This window comes from Burkholderia stabilis, from assembly GCF_001742165.1.
Taxonomy (GTDB): domain Bacteria; phylum Pseudomonadota; class Gammaproteobacteria; order Burkholderiales; family Burkholderiaceae; genus Burkholderia; species Burkholderia stabilis.
On the sequence record NZ_CP016442.1, the window covers coordinates 1,622,325 to 1,639,620 of the forward strand.

17 protein-coding genes are annotated in these 17,296 nt (G+C 69.0%); 13 read left to right on the forward strand and 4 right to left on the reverse strand.

The features are described 5' to 3' along the window. The first annotated feature begins 53 nt into the window (after positions 1–53). The 11 genes from urtB (at position 54) to ureG (ending at position 10,022) form a co-directional block, all read left to right on the forward strand. Positions 54–1,673 (forward strand): urea ABC transporter permease subunit UrtB, encoded by a 1,620-nt coding sequence (urtB, locus tag BBJ41_RS07610; protein WP_069745993.1) that lies wholly within the window; start codon positions 54–56, stop codon positions 1,671–1,673. Position 1,674: 1 nt separating this feature from the next. Next, entirely contained in the window at positions 1,675–2,862 is a 1,188-nt protein-coding gene (gene urtC / locus BBJ41_RS07615) for an urea ABC transporter permease subunit UrtC (RefSeq protein ID WP_069745994.1), read from the forward strand. Next, entirely contained in the window at positions 2,859–3,716 is an 858-nt protein-coding gene (gene urtD, locus BBJ41_RS07620) for an urea ABC transporter ATP-binding protein UrtD (protein ID WP_069745995.1), read from the forward strand. The genes urtC and urtD overlap by 4 nt, the downstream gene beginning before the upstream one ends. Before the next feature lie 4 nt (positions 3,717–3,720). Further along, positions 3,721–4,413, forward strand: coding sequence for an urea ABC transporter ATP-binding subunit UrtE (gene urtE / locus BBJ41_RS07625; protein ID WP_069745996.1), 693 nt, complete (start codon positions 3,721–3,723; stop codon positions 4,411–4,413). A gap of 154 nt (positions 4,414–4,567) precedes the next feature. Next, on the forward strand, positions 4,568–5,443 hold the full coding sequence (locus BBJ41_RS07630) for an urease accessory protein UreD (protein WP_069745997.1): 876 nt from the start codon (positions 4,568–4,570) through the stop codon (positions 5,441–5,443). A gap of 237 nt (positions 5,444–5,680) precedes the next feature. Further along, positions 5,681–5,983, forward strand: coding sequence for an urease subunit gamma (gene ureA, locus BBJ41_RS07635; RefSeq protein WP_006406310.1), 303 nt, complete (start codon positions 5,681–5,683; stop codon positions 5,981–5,983). An 8-nt stretch (positions 5,984–5,991) separates the two neighbouring features. Further along, positions 5,992–6,297, forward strand: a complete 306-nt coding sequence (locus tag BBJ41_RS07640; RefSeq protein WP_069745998.1) for an urease subunit beta — start codon at positions 5,992–5,994, stop codon at positions 6,295–6,297. A 40-nt stretch (positions 6,298–6,337) separates the two neighbouring features. Next, positions 6,338–8,044, forward strand: a complete 1,707-nt coding sequence (ureC, locus tag BBJ41_RS07645) for an urease subunit alpha (protein WP_069745999.1) — start codon at positions 6,338–6,340, stop codon at positions 8,042–8,044. Positions 8,045–8,061: 17 nt separating this feature from the next. Then, the gene (ureE, locus tag BBJ41_RS07650) at positions 8,062–8,691 is read left to right on the forward strand and encodes an urease accessory protein UreE (RefSeq protein WP_069746000.1); all 630 of its coding nucleotides are present in this window, start codon (positions 8,062–8,064) and stop codon (positions 8,689–8,691) included. After that, positions 8,678–9,358: an urease accessory protein UreF gene (locus BBJ41_RS07655; protein ID WP_069747623.1), complete on the forward strand. Its 681-nt coding sequence runs from the start codon at positions 8,678–8,680 to the stop codon at positions 9,356–9,358. Before ureE ends, BBJ41_RS07655 begins: the two co-directional genes overlap by 14 nt. Positions 9,359–9,374: 16 nt before the next feature. Continuing rightward, on the forward strand, positions 9,375–10,022 hold the full coding sequence (gene ureG, locus BBJ41_RS07660) for an urease accessory protein UreG (protein ID WP_069746001.1): 648 nt from the start codon (positions 9,375–9,377) through the stop codon (positions 10,020–10,022). Positions 10,023–10,076: 54 nt separating this feature from the next. Here the strand turns inward: ureG and waaA are convergent, their stop codons facing one another. The 4 genes from waaA to BBJ41_RS07680 form a co-directional block, all read right to left on the reverse strand. Beyond that, positions 10,077–11,432: a lipid IV(A) 3-deoxy-D-manno-octulosonic acid transferase gene (gene waaA / locus BBJ41_RS07665; RefSeq protein WP_069746002.1), complete on the reverse strand. Its 1,356-nt coding sequence runs from the start codon at positions 11,430–11,432 to the stop codon at positions 10,077–10,079. Between the two features lie 37 nt (positions 11,433–11,469). After that, a complete protein-coding gene (locus BBJ41_RS07670; protein WP_069746003.1) occupies positions 11,470–12,354 on the reverse strand; it encodes a Kdo hydroxylase family protein in 885 nt (294 codons plus the stop codon). Positions 12,355–12,379: 25 nt separating this feature from the next. Then, complete coding sequence (gene waaC, locus BBJ41_RS07675; protein ID WP_069747624.1) at positions 12,380–13,375, reverse strand: lipopolysaccharide heptosyltransferase I; 996 nt, start codon at positions 13,373–13,375, stop codon at positions 12,380–12,382. A gap of 174 nt (positions 13,376–13,549) precedes the next feature. Beyond that, positions 13,550–14,944, reverse strand: a complete 1,395-nt coding sequence (locus tag BBJ41_RS07680) for a phosphomannomutase/phosphoglucomutase (RefSeq protein WP_069746004.1) — start codon at positions 14,942–14,944, stop codon at positions 13,550–13,552. A gap of 245 nt (positions 14,945–15,189) precedes the next feature. On the opposite strand from BBJ41_RS07680, the gene BBJ41_RS07685 reads away from it, so the two are divergent. Beyond that, positions 15,190–16,446: an oligosaccharide flippase family protein gene (locus tag BBJ41_RS07685; RefSeq protein WP_069746005.1), complete on the forward strand. Its 1,257-nt coding sequence runs from the start codon at positions 15,190–15,192 to the stop codon at positions 16,444–16,446. Beyond that, the gene (locus BBJ41_RS07690) at positions 16,443–17,267 is read left to right on the forward strand and encodes a glycosyltransferase (protein ID WP_069746006.1); all 825 of its coding nucleotides are present in this window, start codon (positions 16,443–16,445) and stop codon (positions 17,265–17,267) included. The genes BBJ41_RS07685 and BBJ41_RS07690 overlap by 4 nt, the downstream gene beginning before the upstream one ends. Positions 17,268–17,296: the final 29 nt, after the last annotated feature.

Consider the following 17,296-nt stretch of genomic DNA (forward strand, 5'->3'; position numbering starts at 1 on the left):
CGCCGGCGCATCGCCGCACGAATCCGCTTTCCCACGCCCGACAGGATTTCCCGATGCCTACACGCTTTCGCCGCGCCGCCGTCGCGATCGTCGCCTGCGCCGCTCTCGCGGGCGGGCTGCCGCGCGCCGCATTCGCGCTGACGGCCGCCGATACGGCCGCGCTCGCCGGCGACGACTTCGACGCGAAAACGGCCGCGGTCGACCGGCTCGCCGCCGACACCGATCCGCGCGCCGTCGCGCTGCTCAACGCGCTGTCGACCGGCGACGCGCTCGCGACCGGCGACGGCCGCCTGCTGATCCAGGCCGGCGACACCGCGCACGACGCGTTCACGCAAGCCGCGACGCCGGCCGGCGACGCGCAGCCCGTGATGCTGAACAACCTGCTGCGCACGAAGATCGCCGGCGCGCTGTCGGGGCTCGCGCTCGCGTCGCCGGACGTTGCCGCGCGGCGCGACGCGATCGATGCGCTGCTGAAGTCGCCGGACCCGGCGCTCAAACCGATGATCGACCGCGCCCGCGCAAAGGAAACCGATCCCGCGCTGAAGCGTCGTCTCGACGCGCTGTGGGCGATCGCCGCGCTGCATGACGGCGATCCGGCGAAGCGTCTCGAAGCCGTGCAGGTCGTGGCTGCGCGCCGCGATCTCGACATGATCGAACAACTGCGCCCGCTCGTCGCGAAGAATGCCGACGGCAGCTTCGCGGAGCCCGACGCGCGCGTGCGCGATGCCGCGCAGCAGGGGCTCGATGCACTGCACACGCTGCAGCAGCGCGGCGAGATCGTCGGCACCGTGTTCGCGGGCCTGTCGCTCGGCAGCGTGCTGCTGCTCGCGGCGCTCGGCCTCGCGATCACGTACGGGCTGATCGGCGTGATCAACATGGCGCACGGCGAATTCCTGATGATCGGTGCGTACGCAACCTATGTCGTGCAGACGCTGATCCAGCGCTACGCGCCGGGCGCGTTCGACTGGTATCCGCTCGTCGCCGTGCCCGCGTCGTTCGCGGCGGCCGCGCTCGTCGGGATCGTGCTCGAACGGCTCGTGCTGCGCCACCTGTACGGCCGCCCGCTCGAGACGCTGCTCGCGACCTTCGGCGTGAGCCTGATCCTGATCCAGGGGACGCGCATGCTGTTCGGCGCGCAGAACGTGCAGGTCGTGAACCCGTCGTGGATGAGCGGCGGCGTGACCGTGATGCAGAACCTGATCCTGCCGTACAACCGGCTCGTGATCCTCGCGTTCGCGCTCGCGGTGGTGTTCGTTGCATGGGCCGTGCTGACCAAGACGCGGCTCGGCCTGTTCGTGCGCGCAGTGACGCAGAACCGCCGGATGGCCGCGTGCGTCGGCGTGAAGACCGCGCGCGTCGACGCGTATGCGTTCGCATTCGGCGCGGGCATCGCGGGCCTCGGCGGCTGCGCGCTGTCGCAGATCGGCAACGTGGGCCCCGACCTCGGCCAGAACTACATCATCGATTCGTTCATGGCCGTCGTGCTCGGCGGCGTCGGGCAGATCGCCGGCACCGTGCTCGGCGGCTTCGGGCTCGGCCTCGTCAGCAAGGCGATCGAGCCGTTCTGGGGCGCCGTGCTCGCGAAGATCGCGGTGCTCGTGATGATCGTGCTGTTCATCCAGAAACGTCCGCAGGGCATGTTCGCCCCGAAGGGCCGCAGCGCGGAGGCGTGACATGACTTTCATTACCGATTCGATGTCGAACCCGGTTGCCGACGCGCCGAAACCCGCCGCCGCCGCCCGCACGGCAGACGGCTTCGCGCTCGGCCTGCCGCCGCGCCCCGCGCTGCTGTCGCGCCGCGCATGGCTCGCGCTCGTCGCGCTGTGCGTCGCGATCGGCGTCGGCGTGCCGCTCGCCGCGCTCGTCGCGCCCGAAGCGAGCGCGTTCCATCTGTCCGCTTACGCGATGACGCTCGCCGGCAAGCTGATGTGCTACGCGATCGCCGCGCTCGCGCTCGATCTCGTGTGGGGCTATTGCGGCATCCTGAGCCTCGGCCACGGGCTGTTCTTCGCGCTCGGCGGATATGCGATCGGCATGTACCTGATGCGCGAGATCGGCCGCGACGGCAAGTACGGCAGCGACCTGCCCGACTTCATGGTGTTCCTCGACTGGCACCAGTTGCCGTGGTACTGGAGCGGCACGCAGCATCTCGCGTGGGCGCTCGCGCTCGTCGTGCTCGTGCCGGCCGTACTCGCGTGGGTGTTCGGCTTCTTCACGTTCCGCTCGCGCGTGAAGGGCGTGTACCTGTCGATCATCACCCAGGCGCTGACATTCGCCGCGATGCTGCTGTTCTATCGCAACGAGACGGGCTTCGGCGGCAACAACGGGTTCACCGATTTCAAGCGCATCGCAGGCTTTGCGATCACGTCGCCCGGCACGCGCACGGTGCTGTTGCTGCTGACGTTCGCGACGCTGGTGCTCGCGTTCATCGCCGCGCGCGCGATCGTCACGAGCAAGCTCGGGCGTGTCGTCACCGCCGTGCGCGACGGCGAGACGCGGCTGATGTTCCTCGGCTACAGCCCGCTTGCGTACAAGCTGTTCGTGTGGACCGTGTCGGCCGTGCTGTGCGGTATCGCAGGCGCGTTGTACGTGCCGCAGGTCGGCATCATCAATCCCGGCGAGATGTCGCCGGGCAATTCGATCGAGATGGCGATCTGGGTCGCGGTCGGCGGGCGCGGCACGCTGATCGGGCCGATCGTCGGCGCATTCGCGGTGAACGGCGCGAAGAGCTTTTTCACCGCGTACTTCGCCGAATACTGGCTGTTCTTCCTCGGCCTCATCTTCGTGCTCGTGCCGCTGCTGCTGCCGCGCGGGATCATGGGCCTCGTCGAAACCGTGCTCTCGAAAGGCAAACGCACATGAACGGAACGGCCCTCTATCAATTCACGCCGCCGCCCGAGGACGAGCTGCTGGCCGTCAGCGGCACCGCATCGATGGGCCGCGTCGTGCCGCCCGGCATCGACACGTCGCACGGCACGATCCTCTACCTCGAGGACATCGAGGTGAGCTTCGACGGCTTCCGCGCGCTGAAGAAGCTGTCGCTCGCGATCGACGCGGGCGAGCTGCGCTGCGTGATCGGCCCGAACGGTGCCGGCAAGACGACGATGATGGACGTGATCACCGGCAAGACGCGCCCCGACGCGGGCAACGTGTTTCTCGGCCAGACGCTCGACCTCGCGCGCATGAGCGAGCCCGAGATCGCGCGTGCAGGCATCGGCCGCAAGTTCCAGAAGCCGACCGTGTTCGAGCAGCATCCGGTGTGGGAAAACCTCGAGCTCGCGATGCAGACCGACAAGGGCTGGCTCGCGTCGCTGCGCGCGCGGCTCGACCGCGCGGCACAGGCGAAGATCGAGGAGACGCTCGCGCTGATCGGCCTCGAAAGCCACGCGTACCGCGCGGCCGGCGAGCTGTCGCACGGGCAGAAGCAGCGGCTCGAGATCGGCATGCTGCTGATGCAGCGCCCCGCGCTGCTGCTGCTCGACGAGCCGGCAGCCGGGATGACCGACCACGAGACGATGGAACTCGCCGAGCTGCTGAACACGCTGCGCGGCACCTGCTCGATGATGGTCGTCGAGCACGACATGGAATTCGTCGCGGCGCTCGCGGGCGACACGGGCCGCGTGACGGTGATGGCCGAAGGCGCGGTGCTCGCGCAAGGCACGCTCGATCAGGTCAAGCGCGACGACGCGGTGATCGAGTCTTACCTGGGACGATGAAACGATGCTGAAGATCGATGCGCTGAACCAGTACTACGGCGGCAGCCACATCCTGCGCAACGTGAACCTCGCCGCCGACGACGGCAAGCTCACCGTGCTGCTGGGCCGCAACGGCGTCGGCAAGAGCACGTTGCTGCGCTGCCTGATGGGCGTCGTCGCCGCGAAGAGCGGCGCCGTGTCGTGGCGCGGCAAGGCGCTCGGCGCGCTGCCGCCGTATGCGCGCGTCGCGGCCGGGCTCGCGTACGTGCCGCAGGGCCGCGACATCTTCCCGCGGCTGACCGTCGAGGAAAACCTGCTGGTCGGCGCAGCGAGCCGGAAAGCGCCGTCGAAGGTGCCCGACCGCATCTACGATTTGTTCCCGGTGCTGAAGGACATGCGCGCACGACGCGGCGGCGACCTGTCGGGCGGCCAGCAGCAGCAGCTCGCGATCGGCCGCGCGCTGATGAGCGAGCCGCAGTTGCTGATCCTCGACGAGCCGACCGAAGGCATCCAGCCGTCGATCATCCAGGACATCGGCCGCACGCTGCGCCAACTCGTCGACGAATCGAAGATGACCGTGCTGCTCGTCGAACAGTATTACGACTTCGCGCGCTCGATCGCGGATCACTACTGGGTGATGAGCCGCGGCGAGATCGTCGCGGGCGGCGACGCGCGGGACATGGAGACGAACGGCGTGCGCGAGCTGATCGCGGTGTAACACACGGCGCGGCGGCGCGGCGGCGCTCCGGGGATTCTGCCGGCCGATGAACGGGATGCTTCCAGCGAATGCGGCATCTGCATTATTGTTCCGGTAGCATCCTCGTTGCTTGCGCCCGCTTGCCTCCGTTCGCCACGCTTTCCGTTCACCGCCGATGTCCGCCCCCGATTCCCACGCTCCGCTGTCCCGTCCCGCCGTCGCCAAATCGTGGCGCGGCCGTCTCGAACTCGGCTTCGAGCGGCACGGCGCGCGCACGACGCTCGCGCACCGGCTGCACGACGGCCCGCTGCGCGTGCAGCGTCCGCTGTACCCGGAAGGCGACGCGATCTGCCACGCGGTGATCGTCCATCCGCCGGGCGGCGTCGCGGGCGGCGACCGGCTCGACATCGACATCGCGCTCGGCAGCGACACGCACGCGGTGCTGACGACGCCCGGCGCAACCAAGTGGTACAAGTCGAACGGCCTGGACGCGACGCAGCGCATCGGCATCAAGGTCGGCGCGGGCGCGAAGCTCGACTGGCTGCCGCAGAACAACCTGTTCTTCGACGCGGCGCACGCATCGCTCGACTTCACGGTGACGCTCGGCGCGGGCGCGAGCGCGATCGGCTGGGACGCGACACAGCTCGGCCGGCAGGCGGCCGGCGAAACCTGGTCGACGGGCCGCATCGCATCGACCAGCGCACTCGTCGGCGCCGACGGCCGGCCGCTGTGGACCGAGCGCGCGCTGCTCGATGCGCACGACCCGCTGCGCGGCGCGCTGCAGGGCCTCGCAGGCTTTCCCGCGTACGGCACGCTGTGGGCCGCCGGCGCCGCGTGCGACGCCACGCTCGCCGAATCGCTTGCCGAGCGGATGCCGTTCGACGATACGCTTCGCACGGGCGTGACCTGCGTCACGCCGGGCGTCGTGCTCGTGCGCGCGCTGTCGACGTCGATGGAAGCGCTGCAGCGCCACTTCACCGACTGCTGGCTGCACCTGCGGCCGATCGTGCACGGCGTCGACGCACGGCCGCTGCGCCTCTGGCAAACCTGAGCGCGTCCGGTCGCACGCACCGTTTCGGCGCAACACCGCAACCGGCCTTGCACGCCGTTCATGCACTGTGCACCACGAGCGCGCATCGCGCCCCGCGCGGCGGCCATGGCACGCGCCTTGCTCCTTACATAACCGATACACGACGCACGCAAAACAGCGCGGTGCTAGGATGACCCGCGCGCCCGCCTGGTTGCGTGCGCACCGATAATAATTACGTTTTCCTGAACGTTTGCCTTCATGAAACTGACTCCCCGAGAAAAGGACAAGCTGCTGATCTTCACGGCGGCGCTGCTGGCCGAACGCCGGCGCGCGCGCGGCCTGAAGCTCAACTATCCGGAGGCGGTCGCCTTCATCACCGCCGCGCTGATGGAAGCCGCGCGCGACGGCAAGACCGTCGCCGAGGTGATGCACTACGGCACGACGCTGCTCACGCGCGACGACGTGATGGACGGCGTGCCGGAAATGATTCCCGACATCCAGGTCGAGGCGACCTTCCCCGACGGCACCAAGCTCGTGACCGTCCATCATCCGATTCCGTGAGGCAACGCATGATCCCCGGCGAAATCCTCACCGACGACGGCGAACACGAACTGAACGCGGGCCGCGAAACGCTGACGCTCGTCGTCGCGAACACCGGCGACCGCCCGGTGCAGGTCGGCTCGCACTACCACTTCTTCGAAGTCAACGACGCGCTGTCGTTCGACCGTGCGGCCGCGCGCGGCTTCCGGCTCAACATCGCGGCCGGCACGGCCGTGCGCTTCGAGCCGGGCCAGACGCGCACCGTCGAGCTCGTCGCGCTGGCAGGCGAGCGCACCGTCTACGGTTTTCAGGGCAAGGTGATGGGGCCGCTCTGAGCGCGCGCCCCGCTCTTCAGGTCTTCAGGAACAGCACGACATGACACTACGCTTGAGCCGCCGCGCGTACGCGGAAATGTTCGGGCCGACGACGGGCGACCGCGTCCGGCTCGCCGACACCGAACTGCTGATCGAGATCGAACGCGATTACACGACCTACGGCGAGGAAGTGAAATTCGGCGGCGGGAAGGTGATCCGCGACGGCATGGGCCAGTCGCAGCGCGTGGCCGCCGACGTGCCCGATACGGTCATCACGAACGCGGTGATCCTCGATCACTGGGGCATCGTGAAGGCCGACATCGCGATCAAGCACGGCCGCATCGCCGCGATCGGCAAGGCCGGCAATCCCGACATCCAGCCGGGCGTGACGATCGCGATCGGCGCCGCGACCGAAGTGATCGCCGGCGAAGGGCTGATCGTGACGGCCGGCGGCATCGACACGCACATCCACTTCATCAGCCCGCAGCAGATCGACGAGGCGCTCGCATCCGGCGTCACGACGATGCTCGGCGGCGGCACGGGGCCGGCCACCGGCACCAACGCGACGACCTGCACGCCGGGCCCGTGGCACATGGAGCGGATGCTGCAGGCCGCCGACGGCTGGCCGATCAACCTCGGCTTCCTCGGCAAGGGCAACGCGAGCCTGCCGCAGCCGCTCGTCGAGCAGATCGCCGCCGGCGCGATCGGGCTGAAGCTGCACGAGGACTGGGGCACGACGCCCGCCGCGATCGACAACTGCCTGTCGGTCGCCGACGACACCGACACGCAGGTCGCGATCCACACCGACACGCTGAACGAAGGCGGTTTCGTCGAATCGACGGTCGCGGCGTTCAAGGGCCGCACGATCCACACGTACCACACCGAAGGTGCGGGCGGCGGCCATGCGCCCGACATCCTGAAGGTGTGCGGCGAGGCGAACGTGCTGCCGTCGTCGACCAACCCGACGCGCCCGTACACGATCAACACGCTCGACGAGCATCTCGACATGCTGATGGTGTGCCATCACCTCGATCCGTCGATCGCCGAGGATCTCGCGTTCGCCGAATCGCGGATTCGCCGCGAGACGATCGCGGCCGAGGACATCCTGCACGACCTCGGCGCGCTGTCGATGCTGTCGTCCGATTCGCAGGCGATGGGCCGCGTCGGCGAAGTGATCATCCGCACATGGCAGACCGCGCACAAGATGAAGGTGCAGCGCGGCGCGCTGCCGGAAGACAACGCGCGCAACGACAACTTCCGCGCGAAGCGCTACGTCGCGAAGTACACGATCAACCCGGCGCTCACGCACGGGATCGCGCACGAAGTCGGTTCGATCGAACCCGGCAAGTGGGCCGACCTCGTGCTGTGGGAGCCTGCGTTCTTCGGGATCAAGCCGACGATGATCCTCAAGGGCGGCATGATCGCGATGGCGCAGATGGGCGACCCGAACGCGTCGATCCCGACGCCGCAGCCCGTTCACTATCGCGAGATGTTCGCGACGCGCGGCGGCGCGCTCGCGCGCACGTCGCTGACCTTCGTGTCGCAGATGGCAGCCGACGCGGGCATCGCGGAACGCTACGGCCTCGCAAAGCAGATCGTGCCCGTGCGCAACTGCCGCAACGTGACGAAGGCCGACATGATCCACAACGCATGGCGCCCGTCGATCAGCGTCGATCCCGAAACCTACGACGTGATCGCCGACGGCCAGTTGCTCACCTGCGAGCCGGCGACCGTGCTGCCGATGGCGCAGCGCTATTTCCTGTTCTGATTTCCGGTTCCCGCCTCATGCGCACCCTCGACAAACGCATTGCCCCGAACGTGAAACTCGCCGCGTCGCTCGTCGCGCGCGCGCCGACGCTCACGCTCGCCTACGACGCCCGCTGCAAGAGCCGCCTCGCGGCCACGCTCGATACCGGCGAAGACGTCGCGGTGCTGCTGCCGCGCGGCACCGCGCTGCGCGACGGCGACGTGCTCGTCGCCGACGACGGCGCGCTCGTACGTATCGCCGCCGCGTCGGAAACCGTGCTGCGCGTGCGCGCGGCCGATCCGCTCACGCTGATGCGCGCCGCGTACCACCTCGGCAACCGCCACACGCCGGTCGAGATCGGCGACGGTTACCTGAAGCTCGAAGCCGATCCCGTGCTCGCGGACATGCTGCGCCGCCTCGGCACGCAGGTCGAGGAGACGAGCGCGCCGTTCCAGCCGGAAGCCGGCGCATACGGCGGCGGCCACAAGCACGGACACGATGCGACGTTCGCCGAGGACTATGCGCTTGCGCAGCAGGTGTTCGGCGAACACCACGGACACTCGCACTCGCACTCGCACTCGCACTCGCACTCGCACGATCACGATCACGATCACGATCACCAGCATGGTCCCGGATGCGCGCACGGCCACGGCCATGACCACCACTGAACTCGTCGCGCTGCTGCATCTCGCGTCGCCGGCGCTGCCGATCGGCGCGTTCAGCTATTCGCAGGGCCTCGAAGCCGCGCTCGACGCGAACCTGATCCGCGATGCGGAATCCGCGCGCGACTGGATCGCGAGCGGCCTGACCGACGTGCTCGCGCACGGCGAGTTGCCGTTCCTCGCGCACCAGCTCGCGCGCTGGCACGCGCACGACGCGCCCGCGCTCGCCGCCGAAAACGCATGGTTCGTCGCGAGCCGCGAATCGGCGGAACTGCGCCGCGAAACCGAGCAGATGGGCTGGTCGCTCGCGCAGCTCTGCGCATCGCTCGAATGGGGCGATGCCGCGCGCCGCGCGACGCTCGCATCGCTGTCGCCGATCGCGCTGCCGACCGCGTTCGCATACGCAGCCGCCGCGCACGACGCCGGCGCCGACGCAACGCTCGCCGCGTACGCATTCGGCTGGGTCGAAAACCAGACGTCCGCCGCGCTGAAGGCCGTGCCGCTCGGCCAGCTCGCCGGGCAACGCATCATCGTCGCGCTGCGCGGCGCGATCGACGCGGCCGTGCGCCGCGCGCTCGCGACACCGCCCGACGCCGTCAACACGTTCGCGCCGCAACTCGGCATCCTCTCCGCGCGGCACGAAACCCAGTACTCGCGCTTGTTCCGCTCCTGAACCACGACGCCACACCATGAACGCACCCGCCCCCTCCTCCGCCCGCCGCACGAAGAAACTGCCGCCGCTGCGCGTCGGCATCGGCGGCCCTGTCGGCTCCGGCAAGACCACGCTGCTCGAAATGCTGTGCAAGGCGATGCGCGAGCGCTACGACCTCGTCGCGATCACGAACGACATCTACACGAAGGAAGACCAGCGGCTGCTGACGGTGGCCGGCGCGCTGCCCGAGGAGCGCATCATGGGCGTCGAGACGGGCGGCTGCCCGCACACGGCGATCCGCGAGGATGCGTCGATCAACCTCGAAGCCGTCGACCGGATGCTGTCGCGCTTTCCCGACGCCGACATCGTGTTCATCGAATCGGGCGGCGACAATCTCGCAGCCACGTTCAGCCCCGAGCTGTCGGACCTGACGATCTACGTGATCGACGTCGCGGGCGGCGAGAAGATTCCGCGCAAGGGCGGCCCCGGCATCACGAAATCGGACCTGCTCGTGATCAACAAGACCGACCTCGCGCCGCTGGTCGGCGCGAACCTCGACGTGATGGCGTCCGACACGAAGAAGATGCGCGGCGAGCGGCCCTACGTGATGACGAACCTGAAGGCGCTCGAAGGCGTCGCGGACGTGATCGCGTTCATCGAGAAGAAGGGTTTGCTGACGGTCTGAGCGGCAGCGCGGCGGCCTGACGCCGCCGCGCGTGCCCGGGCGGCATTGCGCCGCCTATTCGTCGGAGGCGTCCTGCGTGTCCTGCAGCGCGCGCGCGCCGCGTACGGCGGGCGGCAGCAACGCCGCAAGCACGTCGACCGTGCGCGCGGTCGCGCCGCGGTGACGCGACGCGAACGCCGCGCCGGCCGCGCCCATCGCGATGCGCCGCGCCTTGTCGGCGAACAGCGCGTCGAGCACGTGCGCGAGATCGAGCGGGTCCGCGACCTGCATCGCCGCGCCCGCCGCGACCGCGTCGGCGGTCGCCTGCGTGAAGTTGAACACGTGCGGCCCGATCAGCACCGGCACGCCGACCGCGCACGCTTCGATCAGGTTCTGTCCGCCGAGCGGCAGCAGGCTGCCGCCGATGAACGCGACGTCGGCGGCCGCGTAATACGCGCCGAGCTCGCCCATCGAATCGCCGAGCAGCACCGTCACGTCATCCGGCAGCGGTTCGGCCGCCGGCCGGCCGGCCGCGAGCGCGGCGGCATCGGCCGCCCATACGGAGCGCCGCGCGCCCTTGAGCCCGTTGCGCTCGACGAGCGCCTCGACTTCGGCAAAACGCTGTGGATGACGCGGCACGAGCACCAGCAGCGCGCCGGGCGTGCGCATCGCCGCGAACGCCTGCAGCACCAGCGCCTCCTCGTTCTCGCGCGTGCTGGCGGCGACCCACACGGGCCGCGCGCCGATCGCATCGCGCCACGCATGGCCGCGCGCCGCGAGTTCCGGCGGCGTCGTCATGTCGAATTTCAGGTTGCCGAGCACGCTCACGTTGCGCGCGCCGAGCGAGGTCAGCCGCTCCGCATCGGCCGGACTCTGCGCGAGCACGCGCGAGAACCCGCCGAACACGTCGCGCGTCGCCGCGCCGAACTTCGCCGCGCGCCGGAACGAACGCGCGGACATTCGCGCATTGGTGAGCACGAGCGGCACGTCCGCGCGGCGGCATTCGTCGATCAGCGTCGGCCACACCTCGGTTTCCATCACGAGGCCCAGCGTCGGCCGCCACGCGCGCAGGAAGCGCCGCACCGCGCCCGGCATGTCGTACGGCAGGTAGCAGCGCAGCACGCGATCGCCGAAGATCTGTTCGCCGGTTGCGCGGCCGCTCGGCGTCATGTGCGTGAGCAGGATGCGCGCATCGGGGCGCGCGTGCATCAGCGCGTCGATCAGCGGCTGCGCGGCGCGCGTCTCGCCGACCGATACCGCATGCACCCAGATCAGCGGCGCGCGGTCGTCGCGCGAGCGACCGCTCACGTGGCCAAAGCGTTCGCCGATGTGCTCGCGGTAGCCGCGCTCCTTGCGCGAGCGCACGTAAAGCCGGATGACCGCGATCGGTGCGACGAGCCACCACAGTGCACGATAGATCGCCCTCAGCATGAAGCGACCCTCGTGTTGCGTCGGGGAAGGTGCGCACTCAAACCAGCGCCCTGCCCTGCAGGCGTTCGAGAATGCCGAGCGGCGCGCATTCGCGGCGGACCATCGCGTCGACCGGCAGGAAGAACGTCTGCTCGAGCATGAACTGGCCGGACATCACAGCGTGCGAAGTCTGATCCGAGAAACATATCCACACGCAGCCCGGCGGAAACGGCATCGTCTCCTGCGGGCTTGTCTTCTGGTAGTCGAGGTCGGCCTTCATGCTGTCGTGCAGGTTCAGCATCAGGTGGTCGTACGCGCTGCGCGGCGACTTCGTCACGTGCAGCAGGTTCAGCAGCCACGCGGCGCCCGGCAGCTGCGGCCGGATGTGCGGCAGGAAGCGCTTCGCGACGTCCTCGAACGGCTCGCCGACGCGCCACACGCGCGGCACGCCGGCCGGGTTCACGTTCGTGAACACGCGCAGGATGCGCTCGCCGTAGTTCGGCCGCGACGGGAACGCATCGACGTGCAGCCGGCTGTCGTCCTTGCGCCACGAGGTCTCGCGCGTCTCGACCTGCATCAGGCGCAGGCTCGTCGGCGCGACGCGCAGCTTGCCGCTGTATTCGGGAAAGAGGCCGTCGACGAGCGTGCCGGCCTGCTGCTGGAAGCGCGCGACGAGCGCGCGCACGGCCGACTGCGTGACGCTGTCGCCGAGCACGCCGGCGAGCGCGCCGCCGTTCGGCGCGAGGCTGATGTTCTTGCGTTTCGGGTCGGCAAGCGCCGGATCGAGCAGCGCTTCCTCGCCGCCTTCGATCGCGAAGCGCAGGTGCGGGAAATACAGCACCTTGCCTTCCTCGACCGCGGCCAGCAGTTGCTCGCGCGGCGCCGATAGGTTGTGTCCGCTCCAGTCGGCGGACGAGACTTCGATGATCTGGGATTCGCTCATGATCGGTTCGCGTGTATGGCAGGCGTTACAGGAGACCGAAGCCCGCGAGCGTCGACTTCACCTGGGCGATCGACGGGGGCTGCCCCGCCGTGCCGAGATTGACGACGTTCGGCGACCAGTAGCCGCCGGTGCGCCAGGCCGTCGCGAAATTGTACAGTTCGACCGTCGGACGCTTCAGCGCGGCCGCGATGTGAACCAGACCTGTATCAACCCCGACGGTCGCCGCCGCGCCGTCGATCAGACCGACCACGGCCGGCAGCGACAACTTCGGCGGCACGATCGCCGCCTCGCCGAACGCCTGGGCGAGCCGCTCGCTCGTCGCGCGCTCCGCGTCGTTGCCCCACGGCAGCACCAGCGACGCACCGCGCCGCACGAGCGCCTGGCCGAGCTCGATCCAAGCGGCGTCCGGCCACTGCTTGTCGGCACGCGACGTCGCATGGACGAACACCACGTACGGCACCGGCAGGTTCAGGCCGAGCGCGGCCACCGCGAGCGTCGCCGCGCGCGTGTCGAGGCCGAAGTCGACCGGATCGGCCGGCGTCGGCGCCGGGTCGCCCAGCGCGGCCGCGACGAGTTGCCGCGAACGCTCGACGACGTGCGTGCGCGGCGCGATCGGCACGCGCTTGCGGTAGAAGAAGCGCACCGGCCATTCGTAGCCGGCGCCGTCGGTGCGGTTGCCGAGCCCGACGAGCGGGCCGCGCGCCCAGCTTGCGACCCAGGCCGTCTTGATGAGCCCCTGGCAATCGATCACGAGATCGTACTGCTCGGCCGCGAGGCGCCGGCGGAACGCGCGGATCTCGCGCCACGTGGCGCCCGAGAACGGCTTCTTGCGCCAGCGGCGCAGCGAGAACGGCAGCACGTCGCGCACGCCGTCGACGAGCCGCACAAGGTCGACGAAACTTTCCTCGACGAGCCAGTCGATCTGCGCATCGGGGTGGCGGCGCCGGATATCGGCGATCACCGGCATGTTGTGCACGACGTCGCCCAGCGACGACACGCGCACGATCAGGATCTTTTGCACGCTGAAAAAACGCCGGCAGGCAGCCGGCGACAAGCATAAAGGAGCGATTTTATCTCGCCCGGGGGAGCAGACAGATAAAAAGCGGCGCACGCCGGTGGCATGCGCCGCTTTTCGGGGATGGCCCGGCCGGTGAACCGGCCGCCGCGCCGTGGGCGGCCCGAAGGCCGCCGGCGCTCAGAACGGCAGCTTGACGTCCGGCTTCGCGGCCGTCAGCACGCGGCGGAAGTCCTCCTGGATACGCTTGAGCCCTTCCTGCGTCTCCGACTCGAAACGCATCACGACGACCGGCGTCGTGTTCGACGAACGCGCGAGGCCGAAGCCGTCCGGGTACTCGACGCGCAGTCCGTCGATCGTCACGACTTCGTCGGCGCCGTCGAACTTCGCCTCTTTCTGCAGCTTGTCGATCAGGCGGAAGTTTTCGCCTTCATCGAGCCAGAGCTGCAGCTCGGGCGTGCTCATCGCATCGGGCAGCCCGTTGAGCAGCGCGCTCGGATCGGCCGTCTTCGTGAGGATCTCGAGCAGGCGCGCGCCCGTGTAGAGGCCGTCGTCGAAGCCGTACCAGCGATCCTTGAAGAACACGTGGCCGCTCATTTCGCCGGCGAGCGGCGCACCCGTCTCGCGCAGCTTCGCCTTCACGAGCGAGTGGCCCGTCTTCCACATCAGCGGCTCGCCGCCCTTGGACTTCACCCAGCGCGCGAGATTGCGCGTGCACTTCACGTCGTAGATGATCAGCGCGCCCGGGTTGCGCGACAGCACTTCTTCCGCGAACAGCATCAGCTGGCGGTCCGGATAGATGATCTGGCCGTCCTTCGTGACGACGCCGAGGCGGTCGCCGTCGCCGTCGAACGCGAAGCCGAGCTCGGCATCGGTGTCGTTCAGCGCCTGGATCACGTCCTGCAGGTTTTCCGGATGCGCGGGATCGGGGTGGTGGTTCGGGAACGTGCCGTCGATGTCGGTGAAGCGCTCGACGAGTTCGCAGCCGAGCGCCTTGAACAGGCGCGTCGCGAGCGGGCCGGCGACGCCGTTGCCGGCGTCGACGACGAGCTTCAGCGGGCGGGCGAGCTTCACGTCGCCGACGATGCGCGCGATGTATTGATCCGCGACGTCGAGCTGCTCATAGGTGCCGCTGCCCGTCTCGAAGCGTTCGTCGACGATGCGGCGGTACAGCGCCTGGATCTGCTCGCCGTAGATCGCGGCGCCGCGCAGCACCATCTTGAAACCGTTGTAATCGGGCGGGTTGTGGCTGCCCGTGACGACGATGCACGAATCGACGCGGCGCTCGCCGCCCTTCAGCGCCAGCGGCACGCTCGCCGCAAAATAGCCGACCGGCGTGGGCACCATGCCGACGTCGACGACGTCGACGCCTGCCGCACGCAGGCCATCGGCGAGTGCGCCGACGAGATCGGGCCCGGACAAGCGGCCGTCGCGCGCGACGACGACCGCGTCGCCGCCCTGCGCACGCACTTCGCTGCCGAATGCCCGGCCGATCGCACGCGCCGTGTCGACGTCGAGTGTCTTGCCGACCACGCCACGAATGTCATATGCCTTGAAGATGGATTGGGAGATCATCGATTCACTTCTCTCTCAGTTGCGTGCATGGAAAATGTCTGGCTTGTCTGGCCGCCTCCAGCCGGTGCCGCGCATGATACAGGCCGGGTAACGGAACACCGGGCGGAACGGCGGGAGCGACCCCGATCCCACTTATAATCGCGGGTTTTGACGACGCGCATGTCGCCCATTTTAATGCCCAGCCGTCCCGCCGCCGCCGCCAACCTGCAGTCTCCGGCCGCCTTTTGCGCGCGCCGCCGCCGCGCATGCTGAAGCGATTCGGCAACCCGGACGTCGCGAAAGCCGTCGCGAACCTCGTCTGGCTGGGGCTTGAACGGCTCACGCAGATCGGCGTCGCGATCGCGATCAGCGGTCTTCTGGCCCGTTATTTCGGGCCGGACGTGTTCGGCAAATGGCAGTATGCGAATACGCTTCTCCTCGTGCTGGCGCCGCTCACCTGGGTGTGCGGCGCGGAAATCCTCGTTCCGACCATCGTCCAGCGCCCGCCCGCCCAGCTCGGCGCGGTGCTCGGCAGCGCGTTCGCGCTGCGCATCGTCGTATCGGTCGCCGCGCTCGTCGTGACCTGGATCGCGATCGCCGCGGGCGCCTTCGATCCGCTGGTCGGCGCAATGCTCGCGGGCCTGGCGGTCACCATGGTGTTCCGCGAGCCATTCGTCGGCATGATCAACGCGTGGCTGCAGAGCATGACCTACAGCAAGCCGCAGCTCGTCACCAGCATGGTCACCGCGCTCGCGAAGGCGCTGCTCGTGTGGCTGCTGGTCCGCGCAGCCGCCGGCCCCGCGCGCTTCGCGTGGCTGTGGGCGCTCGAGGCCGCCGCGATCGGCTTCGCGCTGCTGCTGTACTACCGGCATCGTAACGGCGGCGCACTCGGCTGGACGTTCGACAAACCGCTGTTCAGGCACTTTGCGACGGCCGGCACGGTGTTCTGGCTCGGCCTCATCTGCATGTACCTGTTCCTGAAGCTCGACCGCCTGATGCTCGAGCGCCACGTGTCGTTCGCCGATCTCGGCCGCTATTCGGCCGCGCAACAGCTCAACGAGAACTGGATCACGCTCGCGCTGATGCTCGCGCAAACCATCGCGCCCGCTTTCGTCTACCGCGTGCAGGACGTCGCGCGACTGCGCCGCAACATCGTCCGGCTGATCGCGATGACGGCCTGCCTGATGACGGCCGGCGCGCTCGTGCTCGACGCAGCCGCCCCGCTGATCGTCGGCAAGGTGTTCGGCCGCGGCTACGAGGCATCGGTCGACATCTTCCGCTGGGCCGTCTGGCTGTCCGTGCCGGCCGGCATCGAGGCGATAGGCAATCTTATCGTTCTCAAATATCAAGCAAAATTCGTCTTGCTGTCGAAATGGCTGCTCGCGCTCGCGATCGCCGCGCTCGTCAACCTGTTCGCGATCCCGCGGCTCGGGCTGTACGGCGCGCTCGTCGGGCTGGCCGCCGGCTACCTGGCGGCGGCGGCCGTCAATTTTTATTACATCCGTTTCAAGCTGCGACCATGACGTCCCCTGATTGCCCGACCCCGCTCGACGATGTGGCCGTGCTGCTGCCGGCCTACAACGGGCACGACGACGTCGTCCGGACCCTCGCGTCGTTTCGCGAGGACGCGCCCGTGCACGTGCTGATCGTCGACGACGGCAGCACGCCGCCGATCGTCGCGCCCGACCTGCCCGGCCTCGCGATCGACGTGCTGCGCATGCCGCAGAACGGCGGCATCGAACGCGCGCTCGCGGCCGGCATCGACGCGCTCGCCGCGCGCGGCTTCCGCTATGCGGCGCGCATCGATGCGGGCGACCTCGCCGCGCCGCAGCGCCTCGCGAAGGAGCGCGCGTTTCTCGGCGCCCACCCGCGCGTGGCCTGCGTCGGCATGTGGACGCAGGTCGTGTCGCGTGCCGGCGAACCGCGCTTCATGCTGACGCCGCCCGCCGATCCGCGCACGCTGCGCCGCACGCGCTTCCTGCGCTCGCCGCTCGTGCATCCGTCGGTCATGTTGCGCATCGATGCCGTGCGCGAAGTCGGCAACTATCGCGAGAAATACCGCGCGGCCGAGGATCTCGATCTTTTTTTACGGTTAATGCAACGCTACGATTGCGCGAACCTGCCGGAACTCGGCCTCTATTACGAACTTAACGAGGGCGGGATCAGCGCGACCAAGCGCCGACGTCAGCTCGTATCGACGCTGCAGCTGCTGTTCAGCCACTTCAACGCGCTGAACCCGTACGACTGGGCCGGCCTCGCCAAGAACCTGCTGCATTTCGTGACGCCGTACCGCACGCTGCAGCGGATCAAGCAGACGCTGTTCGCCGCGCGGCCGTCCGCGTAGCGCGCATCCGGCCCTTTCGGCATTTTCGA